The 23,939-nt window shown below is 71.8% G+C and carries 23 protein-coding genes; 9 read left to right on the top strand and 14 right to left on the bottom strand.

Translation table 11 applies throughout. From position 1 onward, the window contains the following. Nucleotides 1-295: 295 nt before the first annotated feature. The 7 genes from ACWD3D_RS02315 to mshD all read right to left on the bottom strand — a co-directional run bounded on the left by ACWD3D_RS02315 (nucleotide 296) and on the right by mshD (nucleotide 7,898). The gene (locus ACWD3D_RS02315; RefSeq protein ID WP_451459029.1) at nucleotides 296-712 is read right to left on the bottom strand and encodes an NUDIX hydrolase; all 417 of its coding nucleotides are present in this window, start codon (nucleotides 710-712) and stop codon (nucleotides 296-298) included. After that, a complete protein-coding gene (locus ACWD3D_RS02320) occupies nucleotides 709-1,725 on the bottom strand; it encodes a CHAD domain-containing protein (protein ID WP_451459030.1) in 1,017 nt (338 codons plus the stop codon). Before ACWD3D_RS02320 ends, ACWD3D_RS02315 begins: the two co-directional genes overlap by 4 nt. After that, nucleotides 1,712-3,985, bottom strand: a complete 2,274-nt coding sequence (locus tag ACWD3D_RS02325; RefSeq protein WP_451459031.1) for an RNA degradosome polyphosphate kinase — start codon at nucleotides 3,983-3,985, stop codon at nucleotides 1,712-1,714. The genes ACWD3D_RS02320 and ACWD3D_RS02325 overlap by 14 nt, the downstream gene beginning before the upstream one ends. A 424-nt stretch (nucleotides 3,986-4,409) precedes the next feature. Next, nucleotides 4,410-5,420 carry a hypothetical protein gene (locus ACWD3D_RS02330; RefSeq protein ID WP_451459032.1) on the bottom strand — a complete coding sequence of 337 codons (1,011 nt, stop codon included), beginning with the start codon at nucleotides 5,418-5,420 and terminating at the stop codon, nucleotides 4,410-4,412. Beyond that, nucleotides 5,417-6,334 (bottom strand): ABC transporter ATP-binding protein, encoded by a 918-nt coding sequence (locus ACWD3D_RS02335; RefSeq protein ID WP_451459033.1) that lies wholly within the window; start codon nucleotides 6,332-6,334, stop codon nucleotides 5,417-5,419. The genes ACWD3D_RS02330 and ACWD3D_RS02335 overlap by 4 nt, the downstream gene beginning before the upstream one ends. Beyond that, nucleotides 6,331-6,819 carry a GntR family transcriptional regulator gene (locus ACWD3D_RS02340; RefSeq protein WP_451459034.1) on the bottom strand — a complete coding sequence of 163 codons (489 nt, stop codon included), beginning with the start codon at nucleotides 6,817-6,819 and terminating at the stop codon, nucleotides 6,331-6,333. The genes ACWD3D_RS02335 and ACWD3D_RS02340 overlap by 4 nt, the downstream gene beginning before the upstream one ends. Before the next feature lie 155 nt (nucleotides 6,820-6,974). Next, the gene (gene mshD / locus ACWD3D_RS02345) at nucleotides 6,975-7,898 is read right to left on the bottom strand and encodes a mycothiol synthase (RefSeq protein WP_451459035.1); all 924 of its coding nucleotides are present in this window, start codon (nucleotides 7,896-7,898) and stop codon (nucleotides 6,975-6,977) included. Nucleotides 7,899-8,030: 132 nt separating this feature from the next. Between mshD and ACWD3D_RS02350 the strand changes: the two genes are divergently transcribed. Together ACWD3D_RS02350 and ACWD3D_RS02355 are read left to right on the top strand one after the other, a co-directional pair. After that, complete coding sequence (locus tag ACWD3D_RS02350; RefSeq protein WP_451459036.1) at nucleotides 8,031-8,594, top strand: GNAT family N-acetyltransferase; 564 nt, start codon at nucleotides 8,031-8,033, stop codon at nucleotides 8,592-8,594. Nucleotides 8,595-8,721: 127 nt separating this feature from the next. Beyond that, nucleotides 8,722-10,554, top strand: a complete 1,833-nt coding sequence (locus ACWD3D_RS02355; protein WP_451459037.1) for a bifunctional metallophosphatase/5'-nucleotidase — start codon at nucleotides 8,722-8,724, stop codon at nucleotides 10,552-10,554. A gap of 282 nt (nucleotides 10,555-10,836) precedes the next feature. Here the strand turns inward: ACWD3D_RS02355 and ACWD3D_RS02360 are convergent, their stop codons facing one another. Next, nucleotides 10,837-12,198, bottom strand: coding sequence for a CoA transferase (locus ACWD3D_RS02360; RefSeq protein ID WP_451459038.1), 1,362 nt, complete (start codon nucleotides 12,196-12,198; stop codon nucleotides 10,837-10,839). A gap of 146 nt (nucleotides 12,199-12,344) precedes the next feature. On the opposite strand from ACWD3D_RS02360, the gene ACWD3D_RS02365 reads away from it, so the two are divergent. Both ACWD3D_RS02365 and ACWD3D_RS02370 read left to right on the top strand, forming a co-directional pair. Then, nucleotides 12,345-12,755, top strand: a complete 411-nt coding sequence (locus ACWD3D_RS02365; RefSeq protein WP_451459039.1) for a hypothetical protein — start codon at nucleotides 12,345-12,347, stop codon at nucleotides 12,753-12,755. 85 nt (nucleotides 12,756-12,840) lie between these two features. Continuing rightward, nucleotides 12,841-13,074, top strand: coding sequence for a hypothetical protein (locus ACWD3D_RS02370; RefSeq protein ID WP_451459040.1), 234 nt, complete (start codon nucleotides 12,841-12,843; stop codon nucleotides 13,072-13,074). Nucleotides 13,075-13,134: 60 nt separating this feature from the next. Here ACWD3D_RS02370 and ACWD3D_RS02375 read toward each other — a convergent pair whose 3' ends face one another. Continuing rightward, on the bottom strand, nucleotides 13,135-13,611 hold the full coding sequence (locus ACWD3D_RS02375; RefSeq protein ID WP_451459041.1) for an ATP-binding protein: 477 nt from the start codon (nucleotides 13,609-13,611) through the stop codon (nucleotides 13,135-13,137). A 251-nt stretch (nucleotides 13,612-13,862) separates the two neighbouring features. On the opposite strand from ACWD3D_RS02375, the gene ACWD3D_RS02380 reads away from it, so the two are divergent. The 4 genes from ACWD3D_RS02380 to ACWD3D_RS02395 all read left to right on the top strand — a co-directional run bounded on the left by ACWD3D_RS02380 (nucleotide 13,863) and on the right by ACWD3D_RS02395 (nucleotide 17,291). Then, nucleotides 13,863-14,714, top strand: a complete 852-nt coding sequence (locus tag ACWD3D_RS02380) for a DUF5753 domain-containing protein (RefSeq protein WP_387371223.1) — start codon at nucleotides 13,863-13,865, stop codon at nucleotides 14,712-14,714. Between the two features lie 13 nt (nucleotides 14,715-14,727). Further along, nucleotides 14,728-14,922 carry a DUF397 domain-containing protein gene (locus tag ACWD3D_RS02385; RefSeq protein ID WP_328720827.1) on the top strand — a complete coding sequence of 65 codons (195 nt, stop codon included), beginning with the start codon at nucleotides 14,728-14,730 and terminating at the stop codon, nucleotides 14,920-14,922. A gap of 300 nt (nucleotides 14,923-15,222) precedes the next feature. Then, nucleotides 15,223-15,654: a hypothetical protein gene (locus tag ACWD3D_RS02390; RefSeq protein WP_451459042.1), complete on the top strand. Its 432-nt coding sequence runs from the start codon at nucleotides 15,223-15,225 to the stop codon at nucleotides 15,652-15,654. A 356-nt stretch (nucleotides 15,655-16,010) separates the two neighbouring features. After that, nucleotides 16,011-17,291, top strand: a complete 1,281-nt coding sequence (locus ACWD3D_RS02395) for an eCIS core domain-containing protein (protein ID WP_451459043.1) — start codon at nucleotides 16,011-16,013, stop codon at nucleotides 17,289-17,291. Between the two features lie 149 nt (nucleotides 17,292-17,440). Here the strand turns inward: ACWD3D_RS02395 and ACWD3D_RS02400 are convergent, their stop codons facing one another. The 4 genes from ACWD3D_RS02400 to ACWD3D_RS02415 form a co-directional block, all read right to left on the bottom strand. Then, a complete protein-coding gene (locus tag ACWD3D_RS02400) occupies nucleotides 17,441-18,847 on the bottom strand; it encodes a sensor histidine kinase (RefSeq protein ID WP_451459044.1) in 1,407 nt (468 codons plus the stop codon). Beyond that, nucleotides 18,844-19,572, bottom strand: coding sequence for a response regulator transcription factor (locus tag ACWD3D_RS02405; protein ID WP_387371199.1), 729 nt, complete (start codon nucleotides 19,570-19,572; stop codon nucleotides 18,844-18,846). Before ACWD3D_RS02405 ends, ACWD3D_RS02400 begins: the two co-directional genes overlap by 4 nt. Before the next feature lie 114 nt (nucleotides 19,573-19,686). Further along, nucleotides 19,687-20,892: a S1C family serine protease gene (locus tag ACWD3D_RS02410; protein ID WP_451459045.1), complete on the bottom strand. Its 1,206-nt coding sequence runs from the start codon at nucleotides 20,890-20,892 to the stop codon at nucleotides 19,687-19,689. 138 nt (nucleotides 20,893-21,030) lie between these two features. Then, a complete protein-coding gene (locus ACWD3D_RS02415) occupies nucleotides 21,031-21,531 on the bottom strand; it encodes a hypothetical protein (protein ID WP_451459046.1) in 501 nt (166 codons plus the stop codon). A gap of 382 nt (nucleotides 21,532-21,913) precedes the next feature. Here ACWD3D_RS02415 and ACWD3D_RS02420 point away from each other — a divergent pair, with 382 nt between their 5' ends. After that, nucleotides 21,914-23,515, top strand: coding sequence for a serine/threonine-protein kinase (locus ACWD3D_RS02420; protein ID WP_451459047.1), 1,602 nt, complete (start codon nucleotides 21,914-21,916; stop codon nucleotides 23,513-23,515). Nucleotides 23,516-23,625: 110 nt separating this feature from the next. Here the strand turns inward: ACWD3D_RS02420 and ACWD3D_RS02425 are convergent, their stop codons facing one another. Then, a complete protein-coding gene (locus ACWD3D_RS02425; RefSeq protein ID WP_451459048.1) occupies nucleotides 23,626-23,925 on the bottom strand; it encodes a putative quinol monooxygenase in 300 nt (99 codons plus the stop codon). Between the last annotated feature and the right edge of the window lie 14 nt (nucleotides 23,926-23,939).

A 23,939-nucleotide genomic window follows, 5' to 3' on the forward strand; every position in this document is an offset into this window, starting at 1 on the left:
GTGGTGCGTTGGCTGAGCGCCTCGCACCGTGTAAGTCCGAAATTAGGCAGAACAGGTGAAGCGGCCTACGGGAGCGAGTGAACGGAAGGTGAACCGTGCGGGACGGTGCGGGGTTGTGGTCTTCCGCGACGATCCTGGTCGCGGTCCGGCCCCGCGCACCGGTCCGGCCCCGGGCACCGGCGCGGCACCGGTCCTGCCCCGCGCACCGGCGCACGTGTGCCACCCCGTACGCGGTGATGCGTACGGGGTGGCACATTGGAAGATCACCGCTGACGCGCCGGGGCGCCCCGAGCGGTCAGGCGTCCGCCCGGGCGTCGAGCATCGCGTCGAGCGGCACCCGGTCGGCGGGGCGGGTCAGCCGGTCGCGGGCGGCGGCGGGGGAGAGCCAGACGACGCGGTCCACTTCGTCGTTGGGTACGAAGGCTCCGCCCGTGGCGGGGGCCTCCCAGTAGAAGACCTCCTTGGGGTGCCCGTTCACCTCGTACCGCAGTGTCGGCAGCGCGGCGCCGGGCTCGCAGTGGTGGCCGGTCTCCTCCAGCACCTCGCGCACCGCCGCGTCCCGCGGGTCCTCGCCGCGCTTCAGCTTGCCCTTGGGGTGCGACCAGTCGTCGTACCTCGGCCGGTGCACGAGGCAGACCTCCAGGGCACCGTCGTACGGGGAACGGCGCCAGAGCACGCAGCCGGCGGCCACCACCGGTCCGGGAGAGGTCATGGCGCCGCCACGGCCGCCGCGAACGGCCAGGTGTCGCGGAACACGCAGCGTGCGGCGTCGACCTCGTGGCGCTGGTCGGCGTGGAGTACGCCGAGGGCGTACGCGGTGGCGGGGGCGATGCGTGGGGTGCGGGCCGCCGCCGAGGCGGCCGAGGCGGCCTCGGATGCCTCCCGGTGCAGGTCGAGGGCGCGTTCCGGACCGGCGAGGACCGGGTCGGGGATGCCGGCCACGACCTCGTGGGCGTACCGGTGGAGGCGGAGCAGCAGCCGGATCTGGTGCCAGTGCGCGTCGTGCGCCTCGTTGTAGACGTCCGCCGCGTCGCCGTGCGGCAGGGCCGCGACGGCGCCGAGCAGTCGCTGCCGGGCGTGTTCGGCGGGGTCGAGGAGGGCCTCGGCGGCGGGGGCACCGGCTTTGCCGGTCAGCGGCACCTCGGAGGCGAGCAGGGCGACGGAGTCGGCGACCGCGTGGAAGCGGGAGGAGCCGAGTGCCTGGAGGGCGGCGGAGTGGGCGCGGGTGCGGGCCAGGGTGAGCTGGCGTTCCAGCAGGGCTCCGGCGCGGGCGGCGCCGACGTCCAGGGCCGCCCGGTCGGTGCCGGTGCCGCTGCCGGCTCCGCCGCCGGTGGCGCCCTTGCCGCTGCGGGCGGCCGGGAGGTGGGCGCCGGACAGGTGGTGGAGGGCTTCGAGGAGCCGCAGGAGCCGGGTGGAGCAGTCGTGCTCGCGGGCGAGGGTGCCGGAGAGCCAGGCCAGCTCGGTGCGGAGCTGGTCGGCCCAGCCGGGGTCGAGGAGCGCCTTGAAGGTGTGCAGGGTCCCGCTGATGCGGCGGGCGGACCTGCGCAGCGCGCGGGCGGCCTCTTCCGCGCCGCGGCTGCCGGAGTCCGTGGGGGCGCTCTGTTCGCGGTGCAGGCGCAGACTCCGCAGGAAGTCGGCCGCCTGGGCGCGGAGGTAGGGCGCCAGTACCGCCTCGGCGGTCAGTGCCGTGGCGGTACCGGGCGTCTGCTGGTCAGGGCGTCGCACGCCTGCGCCTCCGTGCATCAATGAGCATTTCCTGTACGTGCCGCAGGGGCTGGCCGTCCGCGTCGGTGGAGTGGCGGGTCCATTCGCCGTCGGGACCCAGGTGCCAGGACGAGGTGGTGTCGGCCATGCCGGTCTCCAGGAGCCGGCTGAGTGCGGCGCGGTGGGCGGGGTCCGTGACCCGGACCAGGGCTTCGATCCGGCGGTCGAGGTTGCGGTGCATCATGTCGGCGCTGCCGAACCAGACCTCGGGTTCGCCTCCGTTGCCGAAGGAGAAGAGCCGTGAGTGTTCGAGGAAGCGGCCGAGTATGGAGCGGACCCGGACGTTCTCCGAGAGGCCGGGGACGCCGGGGCGGACCGCGCAGATGCCGCGTACCCAGATGTCCACGGGGACGCCCGCCTGCGAGGCCCGGTAGCAGGCGTCGATGATCGCCTCGTCCACCATGGAGTTGACCTTGAAGCGGACGTAGGAGGGGCGCCCGGCGCGGTGGTGGGCGATCTCCTTGTTGATGCGGGCGACGAGCCCGTCGCGGAGCGACTTGGGGGCGACGAGCAGCCGGCGGTAGGTCTCACGGCGGGAGTAGCCGGAGAGCCGGTTGAAGAGGTCGGAGAGGTCGGCGCCGACCTGCGGGTCGGCGGTGAGCAGGCCGATGTCCTCGTAGAGCCGGGCCGTCTTGGGGTGGTAGTTGCCGGTGCCGACGTGGGAGTAGCGGCGCAGGGTGTCGCCCTCCTGGCGGACGACGAGCGACAGCTTGCAGTGGGTCTTCAGCCCGACGAGGCCGTAGACGACGTGGCAGCCGGCCTCTTCGAGCTTGCGGGCCCACTTGATGTTGGCCTGTTCGTCGAAGCGGGCCTTGATCTCGACGAGGACGAGGACCTGCTTGCCGGACTCGGCGGCGTCGATGAGGGCGTCCACTATCGGGGAGTCGCCGGAGGTGCGGTAGAGCGTCTGCTTGATCGCCAGTACGTCCGGGTCGCCCGCCGCCTGTTCCAGGAAGGCCTGGACGGAGGTGGAGAAGGAGTCGTACGGGTGGTGGAGCAGTACGTCCCGTTCGCGGAGCGCGGCGAAGACGTCCGGCGCGGACGCGGACTCGACCTCGGCGAGGTCGCGGTGGGTGCCGGCGATGAACTTGGGGTACTTCAGCTCCTGCCGGTCCAGCGACGCTATGCCGAAGAGTCCGGTGAGGTCGAGCGGGCCGGGCAGCGGGTAGACCTCGGCGTCGGTGACCTTCAGCTCGCGCACCAGCAGGTCGAGGACGTAGGGGTCGATGGACTCCTCGACCTCCAGGCGGACGGGCGGGCCGAAGCGACGCCGCATGAGCTCCTTCTCCAGGGCCTGGAGGAGGTTCTCGGCGTCGTCCTCCTCGACCTCCAGGTCCTCGTTCCGGGTGACCCGGAACATGTGGTGGGCGAGCACCTCCATGCCCGGGAAGAGCTCTTCGAGGTGGGCGGCGATGACGTCCTCGATGGGGACGTACCGCTGCGGGGACGCTTCCAGGAAGCGGGTGAGCAGCGGCGGCACCTTGACCCGGGCGAAGTGGCGGTGGCCGCTGACCGGGTTGCGTACGACGACGGCGAGGTTCAGCGAGAGGCCGGAGATGTACGGGAAGGGGTGCGCCGGGTCCACCGCGAGCGGGGTGAGCACGGGGAAGACGCGCTGGCGGAAGAAGGTGAAGAGGCGGGCCTGCTCCTTCTCCGTGAGGTCGGGCCAGCGGATCAGCTGGATGCCTTCGTCGGAGAGGGCCGGGGCGATGTCCTGCTGGTAGCAGGCGGCGTGCCGGGCCATGAGTTCGCGGGAGCGGGTCCAGATCTGTTCCAGCACTTCGCGGGGCTGGAGCCCGGACGCGGAGCGGGTGGCCACGCCGGTCGCGATGCGGCGCTTGAGGCCGGCGACCCGGACCATGAAGAACTCGTCCAGGTTGGACGCGAAGATGGCGAGGAAGTTAGCCCGTTCGAGGAGGGGCGTCGCGGGGTCCTCGGCCAGTTCGAGAACGCGTTCGTTGAAGGCGAGCCAGCTGCGTTCCCGGTCGAGGAAGCGGTCCCCGGGAAGGCTGCCGCCGTCGCGGCGCGGCTCGTAGGAGTCGGCGTCGGCGTCGAGGTCGGGGTCCAGATCCGCGGCGGTGGAGAACCCCGACGAGCGCGGCGAACCCTTGGACACCGCGGGCGGGCGATGAGCGGCGAGGGACCCCACCGTCGGCTGGGCCGGGGGAGTCGACGAGGCGGCGGGCTGGACCGGTACATCGGCGCTGGGCTGCTGGCTCATGGACCCATTCTTCCCGCTGAATGGCCCAGTGGGCGCGTCGGAGCCGGGAAAGATCGCGGAAGGTCCGGGAGGGCGCTGGGGCTTTCCGTTGCGGGGGGCGGGCACAGCTGGCTGCATTCCGAGAGAGTCGCAAGCGAGTCTTAATGGACGGTAACGGCGACATGACATGCAGGAAGCGGTGTGGACGCGGAGTGGTGCCCCGAGGGGGCGCTCACCTGCTGGTACGCGCCCCCTGCGGGGCCCGGTAGGGCGTATCTCCCGGGTTGTCCGGATGCCGGGAAGGTGTACGACCGTAACGGAGGCCCGGGGGCGCGCGTACGGCCGCGTCGGCCGTGATCGTGGCGACGCGTACGGCCGCGCCGGCCGGGCTCCCCCCTCGTGGAGCCCGGACGGCGCGGCCGTGGTGGGGGTGTGCGGCGCCGGGTCAGGCGTGCAGGCGGCGCAGCAGCCGGTAGGAGGCGTGGACGGCCAGGGCCGCGACCGCGAGCAGGATGCCGGTCTCGACGAGCTGGAGCGGCCAGTGGTGGGACTCCGGGTGGTAGTCCACGTAGCGGCCGGTGATGCCGAGTGCGTTCAGGCACGTGTCGCCGGTCTCGGTGCTGTCGGCGCAGGTGCTGAAGGGCAGGCGCTCGCCGGTGCTGGTGAGGTAGCCGGAGTCGACCACCCACCGGCCCAGGTGGAAGTCGTCGATGCGGGACGAGTAGGTGGCCGTCACGACCGGCCACAGGTGGGGCCGTACCTTGCCGAACCCGTACACCGAGATGCCCTGGACCACCAGTGCCACGGCCATGGAGCGGAGGGTGTTCCGGAGCAGCAGGCCGGCGAGGGTGCCGACGGCCAGGGCGAAGAGCGCGTACGCGAGGGGGAGTACACCGCCCGTGGGCCGCAGCCCGTCCATGTACCACTCGTCGGTGTACTGCTCGGCCTGTCCCGAGGCCCAGGCGTGGGCGGCGGTCAGTACGAGGGTCACCGCCACGACCGCCGTCGCGGGGACGGCCAGCTTCGCGGTGAGCCAGCGGGCCGGCGATACGGACTGGGTCCAGGCGAGGCGGTGGACGCCGCTCTCCAGTTCGCGTCCGATCGCGGGGCCCGCCATGAACGCCCCGTACGCGGCGGGCAGGAGGACCATCAGCAGCTCGACCCAACTCCGGGCGGTGCTGAGGTGCAGTTGGCTGTCCAGGTACTCGCGTACGGACTGCGCACAGGCGTGGGTCGGGCTGTTGCTGCCGAGCCGGCAGCCGGTGTCGGCGAAGGCGTCGGCGTCGTGGCCGACCCACACCGTGACGGCCACCAGGCCGACGACGGCGAGCGCGATGAGGAGGATCAGCAGCTGGAACGTCCGCCGGTGCTGGCGGACGACGAGCCGGACGGGGCCGCGCAGACCGGTGGAGGCGGTGGCGCGGACGGCCGGGCGGGGCGGGGCGAGGGTGCTCATGGCGCGGTCACCGTCCGGGATTCCTCGTGGCGGGCACTGTTCTGGCCGGGGTGGGTGATCGTCAGCGGCGGGGCGTCGGGGGAGCGGAGGTGGGCGAGCAGCAGTTCCTCCAGGGACGGGGTGGTGACCTGCCAGGTGGCGTGGTCCACCGGACCCTCGGGCCGTACCAGCGCGGTCACCTGACGACCCGTGGTGCGGGACTCCACCACCGTGTGTGGGGCGAGGTCGGCGGCCTGCCCGGTGAGTACGGCGTGTGCGGCGAGGATCTCCTCGGTGTCCCCGGCGAGCCGGACCCGGCCGCCGTCGACGAGCAGGAGGTGGTCGCAGGCGCCCTCCAGCTCGGTGAGGATGTGCGAGGACATGACGATGGTGGTGCCGCGCTCGGCGGCTTCGGCCATCAGCAGGCCCATCAGACGGTGTCGGACCAGCGGGTCGAGATCGGCCATCGGCTCGTCCAGCAGCAGGAGTTCGGGCCGTTTGCCGAGGGCGAGGGCCAGGGCGAGCCGGGTGCGGGAGCCGCCGGAGAGGGTGCGGACCCGTGCCGTGCGCGGCAGGTCCCCGACGAACCGCTCGGCGGTCTCCGTGTCCCAGCTGCCCGGGTTGAGTTCGGCTCCGGTCAGCAGGGTCTCGGCCACGGTCAGCTGCCCGTAGAGCGGCTTCTCCTGGGCCACGTAACCGATGCGGGCGCGGGCCTCGGCCGGTGAGGCTCCGAGCACCCGCAGGGTTCCCTCGGCGGGGCGGAGCACCCCGGCGGCGAGGGCGAGCAGGGTGGACTTGCCGGCTCCGTTGGGGCCGACGAGGGCGGCTATCCGCCCGGCGGGCAGCCGGAAGGAGCAGTGGCGCAGGGCCCACGTGCCCTTCCCGCGCCGGTACGTCGTGCCGAGGCCGTCGGCCTCGATCGCGGCGACTGTCATGCGTTCGTTTCCCCCTTGTGTGCGCTGTTCGCCCTGGACGTGCCGTGCTGCGGCGCGGATTCGCCGCTCACCTGCGACGTGCTGCCCCCCGTGGGCGCGCCGTCCAGTACCGCCGTGAAGAGTGCTGTCATGTCGTCCCGTTCCAGACCCGCCGCGCGCGCACGGCCCACCCAGTCGGCGAGTTCACCGCGGAGCGGCGAGCCGGGGTCCTCGTGGGCCGCTCCGCCGAGGGTGCGCCGGATGAAGGTGCCGAGGCCGCGACGGCCTTCGGTCAGCCCCTCGCGCTCCAGCTCGCGGTAGGCCTTGAGCACCGTGTTCGGGTTGATGGCGGTGGCCTCGACGACCTCGCGCGCGGTGGGCAGCCGGTCGCCGGGCCGCAGAACTCCCAGGCGCAGGGCCTGTTTCGTCTGCTGGACGATCTGAACGTAGGTGGCGACACCGCTGCGCCGGTCGATGCGGAATTCGACCGCTGCGGGTTCTGCCATGCGGTCAACACCCTTTCACTAGTTGAGTAGTGAAAGGGTGGGGCAAAGAAGGGGCGGCGTCAAGTGACGCCGCCCCTGGGAACGTTCGGGCAGTCGATGGTGAACAAGCCCTCCGCGCGCCGGGGATGGCGGCCGGCGGAGTGCGAAGGTACCGGTCAGGACTCCGTGCGGTACATCAGGTCCACCTCGTGGGTGGTGAAGCCCATCCGCTCGTACACCGTCACGGCCGCCACGTTGTCCGCGTCCACGTAGAGCATCGCGTCGGGCAGTCCCTCGGCGGCGAGGTGGCGCAGGCCGATGGCGGTGAGCGCCTTGCCGAGGCCGCCGCCCTGGGCGTCGGGCCGGATGCCGACGACGTACACCTCGCCGAGGTGCTCCTCGGCGTGCACCTTCGTCCAGTGGAAGCCCACGAGTTCGCCGTCGCGCTCGGCCAGGAAGAAGCCCTTCGGGTCGAACCAGGACTCGGCCAGGCGGTCGTCCAGGTCCCGCTGGGTGAGGGCGCCCTGCTCCGGGTGGTGGGCGAAGGCGGCGCTGTTCACGGCGAGCCAGGCGGCGTCGTCCTGGCCGGGGACGAAGGTGCGTACGGTGACGCCCTCCGGCAGCACCGGTTCCGGGATGTCGAGCGGGATCAGCGGGCGGCGGAGCTGGCGCAGCTCGCGGAAGAGGCTGAGCCCGAGCACCTGCGAGAGGTGGCGGGCGGCCGGGCCACCGCCGTGCGCCCACACCCGCAGGCGCTTGCCGCTGGCGGCGAGCAGGGCGGCGCCCAGGGCCCGGCCGTGGCCGTGGCCGCGCTGTTCGGGGAGGACGACGAGCTCGGCGGCCGGGGCCTCCACGGGGTCGGTGTCCTCCAGTTGCGCGTACCCGGCCAGTACGCCGCCGCTGGTCAGCAGCAGGTGGCGTACGCCGGTCCGGTGGCCGCCCCGGAGGTAGAGCCGTCCCTGTTCGGAGACCGCCTGCCGGCCGTCCGCCCGGGCGGCCTCGGCGAGCAGGTCGAGTACGGCGTCGGCCTGGACGGGTGCGAGCACGTCCAGTGTCTGGATCTCGCGGCCGGGTGCGGGGAGGGGTACGTCAGTCGTCATACGGACGAGCGTACGGCGGGTCGCCCGCCGGGTGGCGGTACGGCCGGGCGGTGGAGAGAGCGCCGGGAGCGGTGTCGCCGTATTCCCGGTATTCCGATTGCCGCGCCCGGCGGGGTCGGGTAGGAAGCTCGCATGCTCAGGGGTAGCAAGGTCGGTCTCAGGGGCCGGCGCGAGGACGACATTCCGATCCTGCGGGCCGGGCTCTACGACGACGTGGCCGAATCCTCGCGGTCGAGCGGCGCGCCGTGGCGGCCGGCCGTTCCCGGTCCGCAGGACTCGCGGCTCGTGCTGGACGACGGGGACCAGACGCAGGTCCCGTTCTCCGTGGTCGAACTGGACGGTGACGCGCTGATCGGTGCGGCGTCGCTCTGGGGCATCGACACCCACAACCGGACCGCGCACGTGGGGTTGCGCCTGCTGCCCTCCGCGCGCGGCAGGGGGTTCGGCGCCGATGTCGTCGGGACCCTCTGCCACTACGGCTTCGTCGTGCGCGGCCTGCGGAGGCTGCAGATCGAGACGTTGGCGGACAACCCCGCGATGCTGCGCTCCGCCGAACGCAACGGCTTCGTCCGCGAGGGCGTACTGCGCTCGTCGGCCTGGGTGCTGGGCGAGTTCGTCGACGAGGTGTTGCTCGGTCTCCTCGCCGAGGAGTGGAAGTCGGGCATGCGGAATTCGTCCGCTGAGACGCGTTTCTGACGGGAAGGCAACCAGCTCGTAACCCCGAAGGCCTGTCGCGCTACGCGCGTTGACCCTAGGCTTCCGCACGCACGACTCAGACATGTCAACACCACGTACCGCACGCTGAACACTCACAAGGGGACCGATGTCAGCGACTCCGAAGAAGAACCGAGCCACCCGGCGGCTGCTCGCGCTGGCGGTCGGTGTGGCCACGGTGAGCACGCTCGCCGCGCTGCCGGCCGTCGCCCACGACCGTGGGGGCAGCCACGGCCATGGCAGCAGCTCCGGCCACGGTCACGGCAAGCAGCCCAGCACGGTCGACGTGCAGTTGCTCTCCTTCAACGACCTGCACGGCAACCTGGAGCCGCCGACCGGATCGTCCGGCACGGTCTCCGAGACCCAGGCCGACGGCACCGTGAAGTCGGTGGCCGCGGGTGGCGTCGAGTACCTCGCCTCCTCGCTGCGCACCGCGCGCCAGGGGCACCCGTACTCCGTCACCGCCGCCGGCGGCGACATGGTGGGCGCGAGCCCGCTGCTCTCCGGGCTCTTCCACGACGAGCCCACGATCGAGGCGCTCAACGGCCTGGACCTGGACGTCACGGCGGTCGGCAACCACGAGTTCGACGAGGGCATCGACGAGCTGACCCGTCTGCAGAAGGGCGGCTGTCACCCGGTCGACGGCTGTTACGAGAAGGGCAAGAAGTTCCAGGGCGCGGACTTCCCCTACCTCGCGGCCAACGTCACCAGCGAGAAGACCGGCAAGCCGGTGCTCAAGCCGTACTTCGTGTGGAAGAAGAACGGCGTCAAGATCGGTTTCATCGGAGTGACCCTGGAGGGCACGCCGAACATCGTCACGGCCAACGGCGTCAAGGGACTCCAGTTCCACGACGAGATCGAGACGGTCAACAAGTACGCCAAGGAGCTGGACCGCCAGGGCGTCAAGTCGATCGTCGCGCTGATCCACGAGGGCGGGGCCCCGGCCTCCGGCTCGTACAACTACGACTGCGACAGCGGGGGCGACGGCGCGGGCATCTCCGGCCCGATCGTGGACATCGCCAAGGGCATCTCCCCGAAGGTCGACGCCCTCGTCACCGGCCACACCCACAACGCGTACGTCTGCACGATCCCGGACCCGGCGGGCAAGCCGCGCATGGTCACCTCGGCCGCGTCCTTCGGCAAGCTCTACACGGACACGACCCTCACCTACGACCGCCGCACCGACGACATCGTGCGTACGTCGGTGAAGTCCGCGAACCACGTCGTCAGCCGTGACCAGGCCAAGGCGTCGGACATGACCGCGCTCATCGCCCGCTGGAACGCGCTGGCCGCCCCGATCGCGAGCCGCCCGCAGGGTTACATCTCCGCCGACATCAACGGACGCGGCTCCACCGCCCTGGAGAAGCCGCTCGGCAACCTGATCGCCGACGCGCAGGCGGAGGGCCTCGCCCCTGCCGACCAGGGCGGCGCACAGGTCGCCTTCATGAACCCGGGCGGCATCCGCGCCGACCTCGTGTACGCCAACTCCGGCGGCGAGGGCGACGGGGTGGTGACGTACGGCGAGTCCTTCACCGTGCAGCCGTTCACCAACATGATGAACGTGGTCGACCTGTCCGGCGCCAACCTGATCGCCGCGCTCCAGCAGCAGGTCAGCGGCCTCAACGAGGCCAGCCCGAAGATCCTCCAGGTCTCCAAGGGCCTCACCTACACGCTCGACCTGACGAAGACCGGCGCCGCCCGTGTCTCCGCGGACAGCATCAAGCTGAACGGTGAGGCGATCGACCCGGCGAAGACCTACCGCGTCGCGATGAACGAGTTCCTCGCGGGCGGCGGCGACGGCTTCCCGGCCCTCGCCCTCGGTACGAACAAGCTGGTCGGCCCGTCCGACCTGGACCTGTTCAACGCCTACCTGGCGGCCCACTCCACGGCCGCCGCCCCGCTGGCCCCGCCGGCCACGGACCGCATCACGATCGTGCAGTAGTCCACGCGGACGGTGAGGGGGCGGTGGGCCGAGGGTCGGCCCGCCGCCCCTTTCGCGGAGGCCGAACTCTACGAGCCCCTCCGGTCGGCCGAGACTCTGGAAGAGTCGCGACGGAACCTCGCGGAGAGGCTCGCGGATTCGGCCAAGGCCAAGCGTCTCGTCCAGATCATGGACGAGGCGCTCCCCGAGGTGAGGTGCGTGCGCTTCACGTCTGCCTCCCTGGTCGTGCTCGGCGGTGCGGTCGCGCCGCAGTTGTGCCGGCTGAGCGGGGACCCGACCGCCTCAGGCCCAGCGGGGCGCGTCGCTGCCCCACCGGGTCGGGGCCTGCTTCCAGTTCTCGGGGGCGCCCTCGTAGTGGATCGGGGGCAGGGCGTGGGAGAGGAGTCCGTAGGGGGACGGGGTCTCGGTGAGCCAGGGAGCGGGGTCGTAGCCGTGGCCTTCGGCCGGGACGGCGTCGATGCCGTGCAACAGCCAGGACGCCGTGCCCGCCAGGGAGAAGCGGAGATGCCGTCCGCCGCCTTCGGTCCGGCGCTCGCCCAGCGCGCGCAGGACGGCGGCGGCGAGCAGGTAGCCGGTGGCGTGGTCCAGCGCCTGCGCGGGCAGCGCGCCGGGCCGGCCGTCGTCCGACGCCTCGATGGCGGCGATACCCGTACCGGCCTGGACCAGGCTGTCGAAGCCGCGCCGTTCCGCCCAGGGGCCGGACCAGCCCCAGGCGCACAGCTGGGCGACGATCAGGCCGGGGCGCCGGGCGAGGAGCGCGTCGGGGCCGAGGCCGAGCCGGTCCAGCGAGCCGGGACGGTAGCCGGTGACCACGACGTCCGCCCCGGCGAGGAGTTCCTCGAAGGCCCGCGCGTCGGCGGGGGCCGCGAGGTCCAGCAGCGTGGAGCGTTTGCCCGGACCGGTGTCGGCGTGCGCGTCCGGGTCCTCCCGGAGCCAGGGGGCGTCCACCCGCAGCACGTCGGCGCCGAGCAGGGCCAGGGTGCGGGTCGCGACGGGGCCGGAGATGGTGCGGGTGAGGTCCAGGACCCGTACCCCTTCGGCCGGGAGGGACGCGGGAGTCAGGGGCCGGGGGCCGCCCTCGCCGATGCGCGCCGACTCGGTCAACGGCAGCCCGGCCGGGGCGGGTTCGGAAGTCACGGCCACGGCGAGGCCGCCGGCCGCGTAGACCGTCTCCTGGATCTCCACCGCCGTGCGCGAGGCCAGTTCCTTCGCGACCGGCTCCACGAGGTCCTCGTCGTTCCCGGTGTCCGGAAGACCGAGCGCGTGGAGCAGACGGGTGCGGTGGTGCGGGTAGTTGGCGTGGCTGCGTACCCATCCGTCGGCCGTCGGCCAGAACCGGGACAACGGGGCGAAGGAGGTGGGCGTCTCGCCGTCGACCGTGAGGTGGCGTTCGCTGATGAACGCGGTGGCCACCGCGCCCTCGTCCACCCGTACCGCCGGGACCGGAACCCCGTTGCGGAGCGCGAGGAGCTCCGCCGCCGCGAGCGAGGCGGTTCCCACACTGGCGCGGGCGAGCTCCCGTACCGGCAGCCGGGACGGCAGGACGGCACCGGCCCCGACATAGGACACGGAGTCCAGCAGTTCGCTCCGGCCTCCCAGGGCGGTCCAGGCGTATGTGGTCGCGGCGTCCTCGGTGTGCGTCATCGGATCATTGTGTGAGAGGCGGCAGGTGATTCCAAGGGGCGGTGAGCGAGTACCGGTCGAGGCCGCCGGAGGTCGCGGGTCGTCGGCCCCGGCCTGACTCGATGCCCCAGGAACCGCAGGTCATACGGTTCGCGTCCGTGAGGGACATGCGGCAACACGAAAGGAAACCTGCGGACACCCGTGAGCCGGACACCCGAGAGCCGGAGAACCGCGAACCCGCCGGGCCGCAGGGCAACGACAGCCTCGGCTGCCTGCTCGCCGGCCTCGGCGCTGCGGTCGCGCCGCTCGCGTGGGCGCCCAAGGCGTTCATCAGCGTCGAAGGCGGGCTGGAGGGCCATGCCCGCGATCTGAGCGTGCTCTACGTCGATCTCCCGCTCATCGTGCTCGGCGGCGGGCTCGTACCCGCTGTGGCCTGGGCGCTGACCCGCCGGTGGACCCACCGGCGGTGGGCCCCGGTCCTCGTCGCCGTGGCCGCCCTGGCGCTCGGGATCGGGGGACTCCTGGAGTGGTGGACGCCCGAGCATCCGGCGAACCCGGGGGACGGGCCGGGGATGTGACGGGCGGGCCCGGCGCCCGTGCCGTTCTGGGCGGGAGTACGGTGCCGAGCACGGCTGCGGACAGCGGCGGAAGGGTGGGGCGGCTGTGCGGGCAGGTCTGGCGGGTGTGCGGGCGTGGAGCGTGCGGCGCAAGGTGACGGCTTACGTGGTCGCCCAGGTGGTGCTGGCGGGCGCGTGGCTCGCCGTGTGCTTGGGCGCGGATCTGGATGTTCCCGTGGCGTTCGTGGTCGCGGGGTGGGTCGGGCCCGCTGTGGGCGGCCTGGTAGGGCTGGTCAACGCCACGAACGGCCGCACCGGAAGCGGCGGCCCGAGCGACTGAACCTGGGCAGTGGCCCGCATCCGCCCGCCGATCCCGGTGACGCCTTCGGACGACCGGGATTCACGCCCGCCCGGCCGGCTCCGGTACACGCGCCCGCTCCGACCGCCCGAGGGTGAACCACACCGCCTTGTGGCCGGGCAGCCGGTCGTCCAACGACGTGGTGCCCCAGGCCAGCGCCAGGCTCTCCACGATCAACAGGCCGCGTCCGCCGGGTTGGTCGAGCCCGGGACGCCCGGCGGCGAGCGCTTGGACGGCGAGTGGGTCGAAGTCCGCGACGGAGACGGTGACCCGCTTCCGGTTCACCGCCACATGCACTCGAACCAGTGACGAACTGGTGTGCCGGTACGCGTTGGTGACCAACTCCGTGACGCAGAGCTTCGCGTCGTCCACGAGTTCGCCGTGCTGCTCCTTCGCCAGGAGCGACGCGACGAACGCCCTCGCGATACGGGCTGACGACGCGGTGTTCGGCAGCGTGAGCCGGTAACGCTCGCCGCCGAGCGGGTCGGGCGGTGCGGGGGCCGGGGTGGTGGTGGTCATGTGCGTACTCCCGTCGCGGTCGGGTCAGTGGTGCCTGGCACCGGGAGGGAGCCGTGGCGATGGCCGTAATCTGGTACGCCCTCAAGGCGTGTGTGTACGGCTGCACTTCGGGCTCTTCGACCTGCTTGCCGGTGCTGTGAGGAGACACTAGCGCGCGGTCTCACTTGTGCACCTTTATCGGCTCATTAAGTGACCGAATGGATTACGGTGAGGCCGCCAGCGAGACTGTGAGCCGACCAGAGGAGAGCGTGATGCCACCGAGAAAGGCGCCCACGGCCCGGCAGTGCCGCGTGGGGATCGAGCTGCGCAAGATGCGCCAGCATGCGGGACTCGCCTTGGCCGAGGCGGCGACCCTGCTCGGTACCGACCGCACCGCCATCAGCAACACGGAATCCGGGCGCTTCGGGGTGAGTGCGGATCGGGTGCGAACGTGGGCCGGCGGCTACGGGTGCCCCGACTCGGCCTACGTGGAGGCCTTGGCCGCTATGGCGGAGGAGCGGGTCAAGGGCTGGTGGGAGGAGTATCGGGGCGAGTTCACCAGTGGAGCGTTGGATCTGGCGGAACTGGAGCATCACGCGGTCGGTATTCGGTCCATGCAGGTGATCTACCAGCCTGGACTGCTGCAGAACGAGGACTACGCCAACGCCGTGTTCGATCAGGCGGTGCCGCAGCTGATCCCGGCTCGTCGGCGTCGGCTGATTTCGCATCGATTGAGGCGCCGAGACGTCCTCGACCGGGTCGACGCGCCCGTGTGTACGTTCCTGATCCACGAAACCGCGCTCCGGATGGTGTTCGGTAACTCCCGGGTGGCTCGCGGGCAGCTCGACCATCTGCTCAGGGAGTCGGAGCGGGAGAACGTCGTGGTCAGGGTGGTTCCCTTCGCTGCGGGCGGCTTCCCGGAGACCGGCAGCGCGACGCAATATGTCTACGGCCCGGTTCCACAGCTGGATACCGTGCAGATGGACACGGCGACCGGACCTGCATTCCTGGATGCCGAGACCCGCCTCGTCAACTATCGGGCCGCACTGGACCGGGTGGAGGAGCTGTCGCTCGGCCGAGGGGAGTCCAGGGACTTCATTCGAAAGGTCGCACAACAAGTGTGAAGGCGTGAGAACCATGGAAATTCAGTGGCGCAAGTCCTCCAAGTCGTCTGCCCCCGAGGGCAACAACTGCCTGGAGCTGGCCGAGTACGACGGTGAGATCCTGCTGCGCGAGAGCGACAACCCGGACGTGGTCGTCCGGACGACGCGCGTCAAGCTCCGGGCCTTCCTGGGCGGCGTCAAGGAAGGCGAATTCGACGACCTGGCGTGAGCGTCTCTGGTCTCATCGCGGTATGCGCTTCGGGCGGCCCTCACCGGCGCAGGTGAGGGCCGCTTTCGATTTTCGTACTACATGTGTAGAGCTCTCGGGTTCACTCGTTAGACGTCAAACTCTTGATACGGAAGCGCGTCAAGCGCTAGCTTCGTAACGCTCGACCGCCGCCCGTGCGGCGGTCAACTCCCCGAACATCTGCGCCTGTTGGGGGAGGTGAGCCCGAGCGCCCCTGCTCTGCGGCCCGTCACGCCGGTTGCGGGCGGGGGCGTCCTCGGCGCTGAACAAGGAGGCCACCCCGTGCACGACTCGCTCCCGCCGACCGCAACGCCCCCGAACCTCTACCGCTGCGAGCGGGTCACCTATCACGCGGTCGAAGACGACGAGATCGTGGACGCGGCGCACTCCACCACCAACACCCCGCTCGAAGCCATTCGTTGGGTCCAGGGACAGGTGCGCGCCATCGTCGCGCACCTCCCGCCCGGTGAGGAGCTACAGGCCCGGCGCTGGGACGAGGGTGGCGGCTGTATCGGGGCGCTTGCCGCGCTCCACCGGGGTGAGGCGTGCGGGTTCACCCTCCGGCACGGCGACTTCTGGAGCGAGTGGAACTTACGCCCCTGGGGCGAGGCGGACGTCTTCGCAGCCCGGTCCGAGGGGCTCGGCTCGCGATGCCAGGGCGTGGAGTTGTTCCTCCGGATGCCCGAAGACCTCGACCTCCGCGACCAGTTCTGAATCTTCGGGCTGCCGACAGCGGCCCCGGGGCACGTCAGGGGTGCGTCAACGTTGCGGACCGTCTCGTCAGGGGTGCATCAAGGCCGCACGCCGGGGGAGTCGGGCGTCCCTAACGTCGACCGAGGAGGGCCGGGATCGAACCGGTGGCACGGAGCCGACGTGGCCACGGCGCGGCTCTCCACGGGGCGGGGTGGTGCGCGCGACCCAGGACGCGTCCAGGACGCGTGGTGCCGCGCGGTCGCCCGGCTCGTCCACCCGGGCCGTCCGGTGCCGGTGCGGGCCCGTCGCCTCCCCTCCCGGGACAGCGACGGCCGAACGGGCCGTCGCCCGCGACCAGACGAGAGTCAGGGACCCTGGTGCATTCGTACGAGACACCGTCCGAGAAGTCCGCTCGGACCCCATCGCCGCGCCCGCAGTTCCACCGCGCCGGGCCGGGCACCGCACCCACCGCCACGACGGCCGCGTCGGTGCTCAACCTCCAGCGCCTCGCGGGCAACGCCGCGGTGACCCGGATGCTGGGAGGGGAACACGAGCACGGCGCCGGATGCCACCACGGCACACCGGTGCAGCGGTCGTCGGTGCTCGACGCGCTCCGGACGCCCGGCACCCCGGTCGACCCGCGCATCCGTGCCAAGGCCGAACAGGGTCTGGGTACGGACCTCAGTGACGTACGGGTGCACAGTGGCCCCGAGGCGCACCGCTCGGCAGCCGAACTCGGTGCCCGTGCCTACACGTCGGGCCGCCACATCGTGGCCGGTGAGCGGGGCATGGACGAACACACCCTGCTGCACGAGCTGACCCACACCTGGCAGCAGCAGCGCGGCCAGGTCGCGGGTACGGACAACGGCACCGGTCTGCGCGTCTCGTCGCCGGGCGACCGGCACGAGAACGAGGCGGAGTCCTGGGCCCACCTCCTTGCGAAAGTGCCGGCGCGGAGGCCGGGTGCCGGAGAGCGCGACGGCACCGAGCGGGCGGCACCGGCGCCCGCGCACGCCGGGCCGTCGATTCAGCGGGTTCCCGCACGCGACGAGGAAGGCGGGGGAGCGTCGGCGGGCGGGAGCGAGACGACGACACGCCTGTTCAAGACCTTCGCCAATGTGTTTCCCGAGGCCGCTCCCCTCATCGTCCAGGCGATCGGCAACGCGATGGCGGAGAAGGGCACCAAGGTCTACGCGAGCGGGGTCGCCCTGAACGGGGCCGTAGGACTGGGCGAGATCATCCGGGGGGTCTACCGGTTCCAGCGAGAAGGACACGTGCCCAGCGCCTACCGAGCCCTCTTCGGCGCCATGAACCTGATCGGTGCGACCACCTACGGCGTCAGCCAAGTCCTCGAAGACGACCAGAAGGTCATCGCGTCGGCGGTCGGCGCCGCCGTGCAGGGCCTGTCCTACATGGGCATCATCGTCACCAACATGCACATCGTCCTGGAGGACGAGCGGAAGCTCGCGCGGCACATGGCGGAGGGGGACGCCGGTACCTCCTCCGCCATCTCCCTGCACTCCGGGCAGAACCAGCTACGCCAGAGAAGGGCCTCTTCTGCCACTCGCTCGACCGAGTCCCCGCGAGCCGCCGGATCCACGCGAGCTCCGCAACTTCCGATGCTGGACTTCGGGGAGCCCGGTCTCGGCCTCACCTGACGCGCTCGGCGGCCGGGACCGTCCGCTGATCCGGCGGGAACCCACCCACGCGTGAGCGCCGGAGAGGGCTTGGAGCCCCAGGAATAACCGGGCCCCCTGGGGCAATTGCTTCCGCGTGCCGCACGGCCGCCCCCGCCGTCCCCCGTCCCTCAGCCGATCTCTGGCGGCGGCGTGGGCGCCCCCGGCAGCCGGATGACCGCCTCCGTGCCGCCGCCGTCGCCCGCCGGTCGCAGGGACACCTCGCCGCCGGACTGCTGGACCGAGCGGGCGACGATCGACAAGCCGAGTCCGGAGCCGGGGAGTTGGCGGGCGGAGGGGGAGCGCCAGAAGCGCTCGAAGACGTGCGGGAGGTCGTCGGCGGGGATGCCGGGACCGTGGTCGCGCACCTTCAACTCGCCCCGGTCCAGGGTGACCTCGATGGTGCCGCGCGCCGGGCTGAACTTCACCGCGTTGTCCAGGATGTTGACGATCGCGCGCTGGAGTGCGGCCGGTTCGCCGCGTACGTACCAGGGAGCCAGCTCGGCGGTGATGGTCAGCTCGGGGCCGCGCAGCCGCGCGCGTTGCAGGGCGGTACGGGTGATGTCGTGCAGGCCCACCACCTCCAGCGGGCCGGGCTGGGCGGCGTCCGGGCGGGCGAGTTCCTGGAGGTCGCCGATGAGCGCGGCCAGCTCCGTCATCTGGGCGGTGACCGAGGCCATCAGGGCCTTCCGGTCGTCCGGCGGGATGGCCCGGCCCGTCTCCTCGCTGCGGGCCAGCAGCTCGATGTTGGTGCGGAGCGAGGTCAGCGGGGTCCGCAGCTCGTGCCCGGCGTCGGCGATCAGCTGGGACTGGCGGTCGCGGGAGGTCGCGAGGGAGGCGGTCATCGAGTTGAAGGAGCGCGACAGCCGGGCGATCTCGTCCTCGCCCTCCACCGGGATGCGGACGGTCAGGTCCTCGGTGCGGGCGACGTGCTCGACGGCCAGGGTCAGTTCGTCCACCGGGCGCAGCCCGGACCGCGCGATCCACATACCGGCCGCCCCGGCGGCGAGGACGCCGATCCCGGAGACGGCGAGGAGCAGCCAGGCGAGGGCGGAGAGCGGGTCCGTCACCTCGCTCATCGGGCGGCCGATGGTGACGGCGGTGTCGGTGGGGGGCTGGGTGAGCAGGTGGTAGGTGTAGACCCGCATCCGTACGCCGTTCTCGGCGGTCTCGGTGTGCAGGGCGTAGCGCTCCCGGCCTTCGGCCACCGCGATGTCGGCTTCGGTCACCGGGATCTTGGAGTCCTCGTCGATGGAGCAGACGGTGCCGCTCGAATCGATGACCTGGAAGGCGATTCCTCCCACGGCGGGCGTCATCTGCTGCTGCTTGCCGCCGGCGCAGGAGTCGAGCAGGGGGCGCACGTCGCTCAGCCGGGAGCTGCGCAGCGACTCGTCCATGCGGTGTTCCAGCTGCTGCTTGGTCACGAACCAGCAGGCCACCGCGACCGCCGCCACCGCGACGGCCACCGCGAGGGCGACCAGCAGGGCGAGGCGGGAGCGGAGCGGCAGGGTGCGGAGCCGGCGCACCAGGCGCCTCACCCCTCGCCGCCGGACCGCAGGGCGTACCCCACCCCGCGCACGGTGTGCACGAGGCGGGGTTCGCCGCCGGCCTCGGTCTTGCGGCGCAGGTACATCACGTACACGTCCAGGGAGTTGGAGCTGGGTTCGAAGTCGAAGCCCCAGACGGCCTTGAGGATCTGTTCGCGGGTGAGGACCTGGCGCGGGTGCGCGAGGAACATTTCCAGCAGGGTGAACTCGGTACGGGTCAGCTCGACGGGGCGGTTGCCCCGGGTGACCTCGCGGGTGGCGAGGTCCATGCGCAGGTCGGCGAAGGAGAGCACGTCGTCGTCGGTGATGTCGGCGCTCGCCGCCGCCGCGTAGGAGCTGCGGCGCAACAGGGCGCGGATGCGGGCGAAGAGCTCGTCCAGCTCGAAGGGCTTGACGAGATAGTCGTCGGCGCCCGCGTCGAGGCCGGTGACCCTGTCCCCCACGGTGTCGCGGGCGGTGAGCATGAGGATGGGCGTGGTGGTCCCGGTGGCCCGGATGCGGCGTGCGGCGGTGAGGCCGTCCATCCGGGGCATCTGGATGTCCAGCACGATGAGGTCGGGGTGGTACGCCTCGGCTTTGGTCAGGGCGTCGTAGCCGTCGACGGCGACCTCGGTGGCGTACCCCTCGAACGCGAGGCTCCGCTGGAGCGCCTCGCGTACGGCGGGTTCGTCGTCGACGATCAGGATGCGCTGCGGATCGTCTTCGGCGGGGCTCATCGCTCGGCGTCCTCTTCTCGTTGTCGCTGCTCGTCGCAGTCACGGCTGCTCGTCGCGGTCACGGTCGTTCTCAGCCTCGCACGCCGGGCGGGCCGACCGGAGGTCCGGCGGCGCTCAGGAGCCGTCGCCGGAGCGCAGGGTCTCCAGGTCTGCCTTGACCGTGTTGACGGGGATGGCGAAGCCGAGGCCGACGCTGCCGGCGCTGGAGCTGCTGGTGCTGCTGGAGGAGCTGGGGGAGTACATCGCGGAGTTGATGCCGATGATCTGGCCGCTCATGTTGATCAGCGCGCCGCCGGAGTTGCCCGGGTTGAGCGAGGCGTCGGTCTGCAGGGCCTTGTAGGTGGTGGTGGAGGAGCCGGTGTCGCCGTTGAACTGCTGGCCGCCGAACTCGAACGGCCACTGCTGCTCGCCGCTGCCGCCCTGGCCCCCGCTGCCGTAGCCGCCGAAGCCGCCGGACCCGTCGGTGCTGCTCGAACCGCTGGAGTCGCTCTCCTCCTTCGCGACCGTGACGTCCCGGTCCAGCGCGGAGATGATGCCGCTGGTGACGGTTCCGGTCAGGCCCTCGGGGGAGCCGATCGCGACGACCTGGTCACCGACCGCGATGTCCGAGGAGTCGCCGAGGGTGGCCGTCTTCAGGCCGCTCGCGTTCTCCAGCTTGATGAGGGCGAGGTCCTTGTCCGCGTCGGTGCCGACCACGTCCGCGGTGTAGGTCTTGCCGGTGGAGAGGGTCACCTTGATCTCCGAGGCGCCGGTGATCACGTGGTTGTTGGTGACGATCTCGCCGTCCGAGGTGATGACCACGCCGGAGCCGGTGGAGTCGCCCGCGGTGGAGGTGGCGCCGATCTCGACGATCGCGGGGGAGACGGCCGCCGCCACCCCGGCGACGGTGCCCGCGCTGCCGGCCGAGACGGTGGTGCCGCTGACGACGCTGCTGGCGCTGGTGCCGCCGGAGCCGTTGTCCGAGAGGTCGCCGACCAGGGCGGCGGTGCCGCCGCCGACCGCCGCCGCCGCGATGGCGACCGCCGCGAGCAGCGCGTAGGGCCGCTTCACCTTCCGCGCGGGCTGCTGGGGGAGCGGTGCGGGGGCGGGGTACCCGGCGTACTCGGGGAAGTCCGAGAACCCGCCGCCGCCCGCGCCACCCGGCCACACCGTGGTCTGCGGGTCCACGGCGACCGGCTGGGCCGGCTCGTACGCCGGGGGCGGGGGGTACGCGCCGTCGGCGGCGGGCTGCGGTGCGGGGTGCGACTCGGTGCCGTACGAGTCGTTGCCGTACGTGGGATACGTCGGGTACTCGCCGCTCGGGCGGGGGCTCTCAGTCATGGGGAAAGCGTGTCCGCGGAACATGAGAGGAGCCTGAGCCCCTGCTGAGAAGCCGGGCAGAACCTCGCGGGGCTCGTCAGGGACAGCATGCGTCGACGTGTCCGAACAGCGGTTGGCGATCACTGGAGCGATGAATGTTCACGAGCTTTGGCGGTGCTCCACGTCGCAGACGTGTGGGTCGCCGGGCAGGCCCATGACGTTCAACACGGGTCCCTGGCTTTCGAGGATCTCGAAGGTGAAATTCGCCGCTGTCGGGATCACCACGAGCGAGCACTGGTCGCCGAAGGTCAGCGGCGGATACGGCTCCCAGGAACAGCCGGCCTTGTCCAAGGCGGAAACGACGTCCCGGTGGCTGAGTCCCGCCGGGAAGGTGCCCGTCCCCTCGACCACTGACGGGGGCAGTTCGACGACGTCACGCCAGGTCTGGACGCAGACGAGAGACACCTTCCGGCAGCGGCAGACACTCAGCTCAAGGTCTCCGTAGGCGAAGAGCCTCGGCCATCCCCTGTTCCGACTCGTCGTTCCGATGTCCCACGGCTCGCCGAGAGCCGCGGTCACGTCGCTCCAGTCGGCTCCGCTGAACACCGGGCCCAGTCGGCCCGTCTTCGCCATGCTGATCAGGACATCGAGAATCTCCATGGGGCGGAGCCTGACAGGTGTCCTGACCAGCGGTCCAGCGGGTTCAGGGGCTCAGGCTTGTCCGGCTCGGGCTCGGGTGTCGGCGGAACTCGTGAACATCACTCGACCGTGGATCCGAGTGCCTCCCCAACCCGTGAACGACTGACGGCACTACCGGTGAACAGAGCCACGCGGTCCTCCCGCCGGTTCCCGGACGTGTCCGGACGGGGCGTGTTCCGAGTGGCGTCCGTCCTGAGCGCTCATCCGGTGCTCCCTCACCCGGCGTTTCCCGTGCGTGCGGCCGGTGCGGGCGCTCGCCGGGGCCACCTGGGAGCCGGGTTCGTGCCCGTGCCACGTAGGCTGCTGCCGTCTGGCCGACGCGGCGGAGTGGGGGAGCGGGCGGATGAGTGGTACGAGGGATGTGTTCCAGCCGCTTCGGGCGCTGGATCCGCAGGTCGTCGGGGGTTACCGGCTGGTCGCCCGGCTGGGTGCCGGTGGCATGGGCCGGGTCTACCTCGCGTACACCCGGGGCGGGCGGCCGGTGGCGGTCAAGGTGGTACGGCCGGAGCTGGCGGACGACCCCGGTTTCCAGCGGCGGTTCGCCAGGGAGATCAAGGCGGCCCAGCGGGTCCGCGGGGTGTACACCGCCGAGGTGATCGACGCCGACGTGCACGGTGAACCGCCGTGGCTGGCCACGTCGTACGTACCCGGGCCGTCCTTGTCGCAGGCCGTGGCCCGGCAGGGACCGCTGTCGGTCCCCGCCGTGCTGTGGCTGATGGCGGGGATGGCGGAGGCGCTGCGGGCCATCCACGCCGAGGGCATCGTGCACCGGGACCTGAAGCCTTCGAACGTGCTGCTGGCCGTCGACGGCCCGCGCGTCATCGACTTCGGCATCGCGACGGCGGCCGACGCGACCGCGTACACGGTCACCGGGCAGGCGGTCGGCACGCCCGCGTACATGGCTCCCGAGCAGGCGTCCGCGGGAGAGGTCACCGGAGCGGCCGACGTCTTCTCCCTCGCCCAGACGGCCGCGTTCGCGGCCCTGGGCGAGCCGCTCTACGGCGAGGGCCAGGGCGTCGACGTGCTGTACCGGATCGTGCACTCCGAGCCCGACCTCTCGTCGCTGCCCGAGTCCTTGCGCCCGCTCTTCGCCCGGTGCCTGTCCGCGGACCCGGCGGACCGGGCCACCCCGGACGAGGTTCTGGAATGGTGCCGGGGGCGGCTGGGGCCGGATTCGGACGGGGGCGGGGCACCGGCCGTGTGGCGGCGGTTCAGCGAGCAGGACGTCGAACTTCCGCCGCCGCTGCCCGATCCCACCCCGGTGGGGACGCGGGTGGAGCTACCACCACCGGCACAGGACCGGCCGCAGTTCCCGTCCGCCTTCCCGCTCCCCTCGGGCGGGGCACCCCGGACGGCGGCGAAGCGCGGATGGCGCACCGCTCTGATATCGGCCGCAGCCGTGGCGGGGGTCGCGGCACTGGTCGCGGTGGTCGCCCCGCCGGTCATGGGCGCGGTACGCAAGGGCGTCCACCAGATCGTCGCCCGCCCGTCGGATTCCACCGGCACGCAGGTCCTGGGCGCCGGCGAAGGTGCGTCCGGGGCTTCCTCCGCCTCGCCCCGGAACCCGAAACCCCAGCCGTACCCCCTGGTCTACCTGGATGCGAAGACCTCGGCGAACTTCGACGACCCGACCGTGAAGGTGGAAGACGGCACGGGGGAACTCCGTTTCGGATGCGAGACGCCCGGTTGTGAACTGAAGGGCGACACGCTGGTGTTCCGGCTGATGGTCAACTTCCGGGGCATCACCGTCGACGACTGCCGTTCGGCCTTGACGGACCGCGAGGATCACAGCCTCCCACTCGCCGCCGCCGCGGACGGGAGCGAGATCTGCGTCAAGAGCGCCTCGGGGGACATCGGGCTGCTCGTGATCGGGATCAAGTCGACCGCGGTACCGGACGCCGGCTTCGTCCAGGCCGACATGACGATCTGGCGGGGAGCGGCGTAACGGCCGTCCGCGAGGGGTGGCCGCCGCTTTCCCTCGGCCCGGGAAGGGGCGCCGGAGCGGAGCGCGGTGCCCGTACGAGTCGGTGCCGTGCGCGGAACACGACGGACGCCTCAAGCGGGAAAGTCGGTCAGCCGACGCAGGGTGAACGGCTCGGCGAGGATCTCGTCCAGGACCCGGGCCACGTGCTGGAAGTGCGGCAGCGAGAAGTGGTGGTCCAGGGCGGCGTCGTCGGCCCACTCCTCGACGATGATCATGCGGTCCTCGCGGCCGGGCTCGCCGAACGGCTGGTAGCCGAGGCAGCCCTCCTCGGCGAGGGACGGCGCGATCATCGCGTGCAGCTCGTCGCGCAGACGCTTCTCCTGGCCCGGTTTGGCGGTGAAACGGGCGATGACGGTGAGGCTGTTCGTCATGGGACGACTCCTGG

Source organism: Streptomyces sp. NPDC002690 (assembly GCF_053592415.1).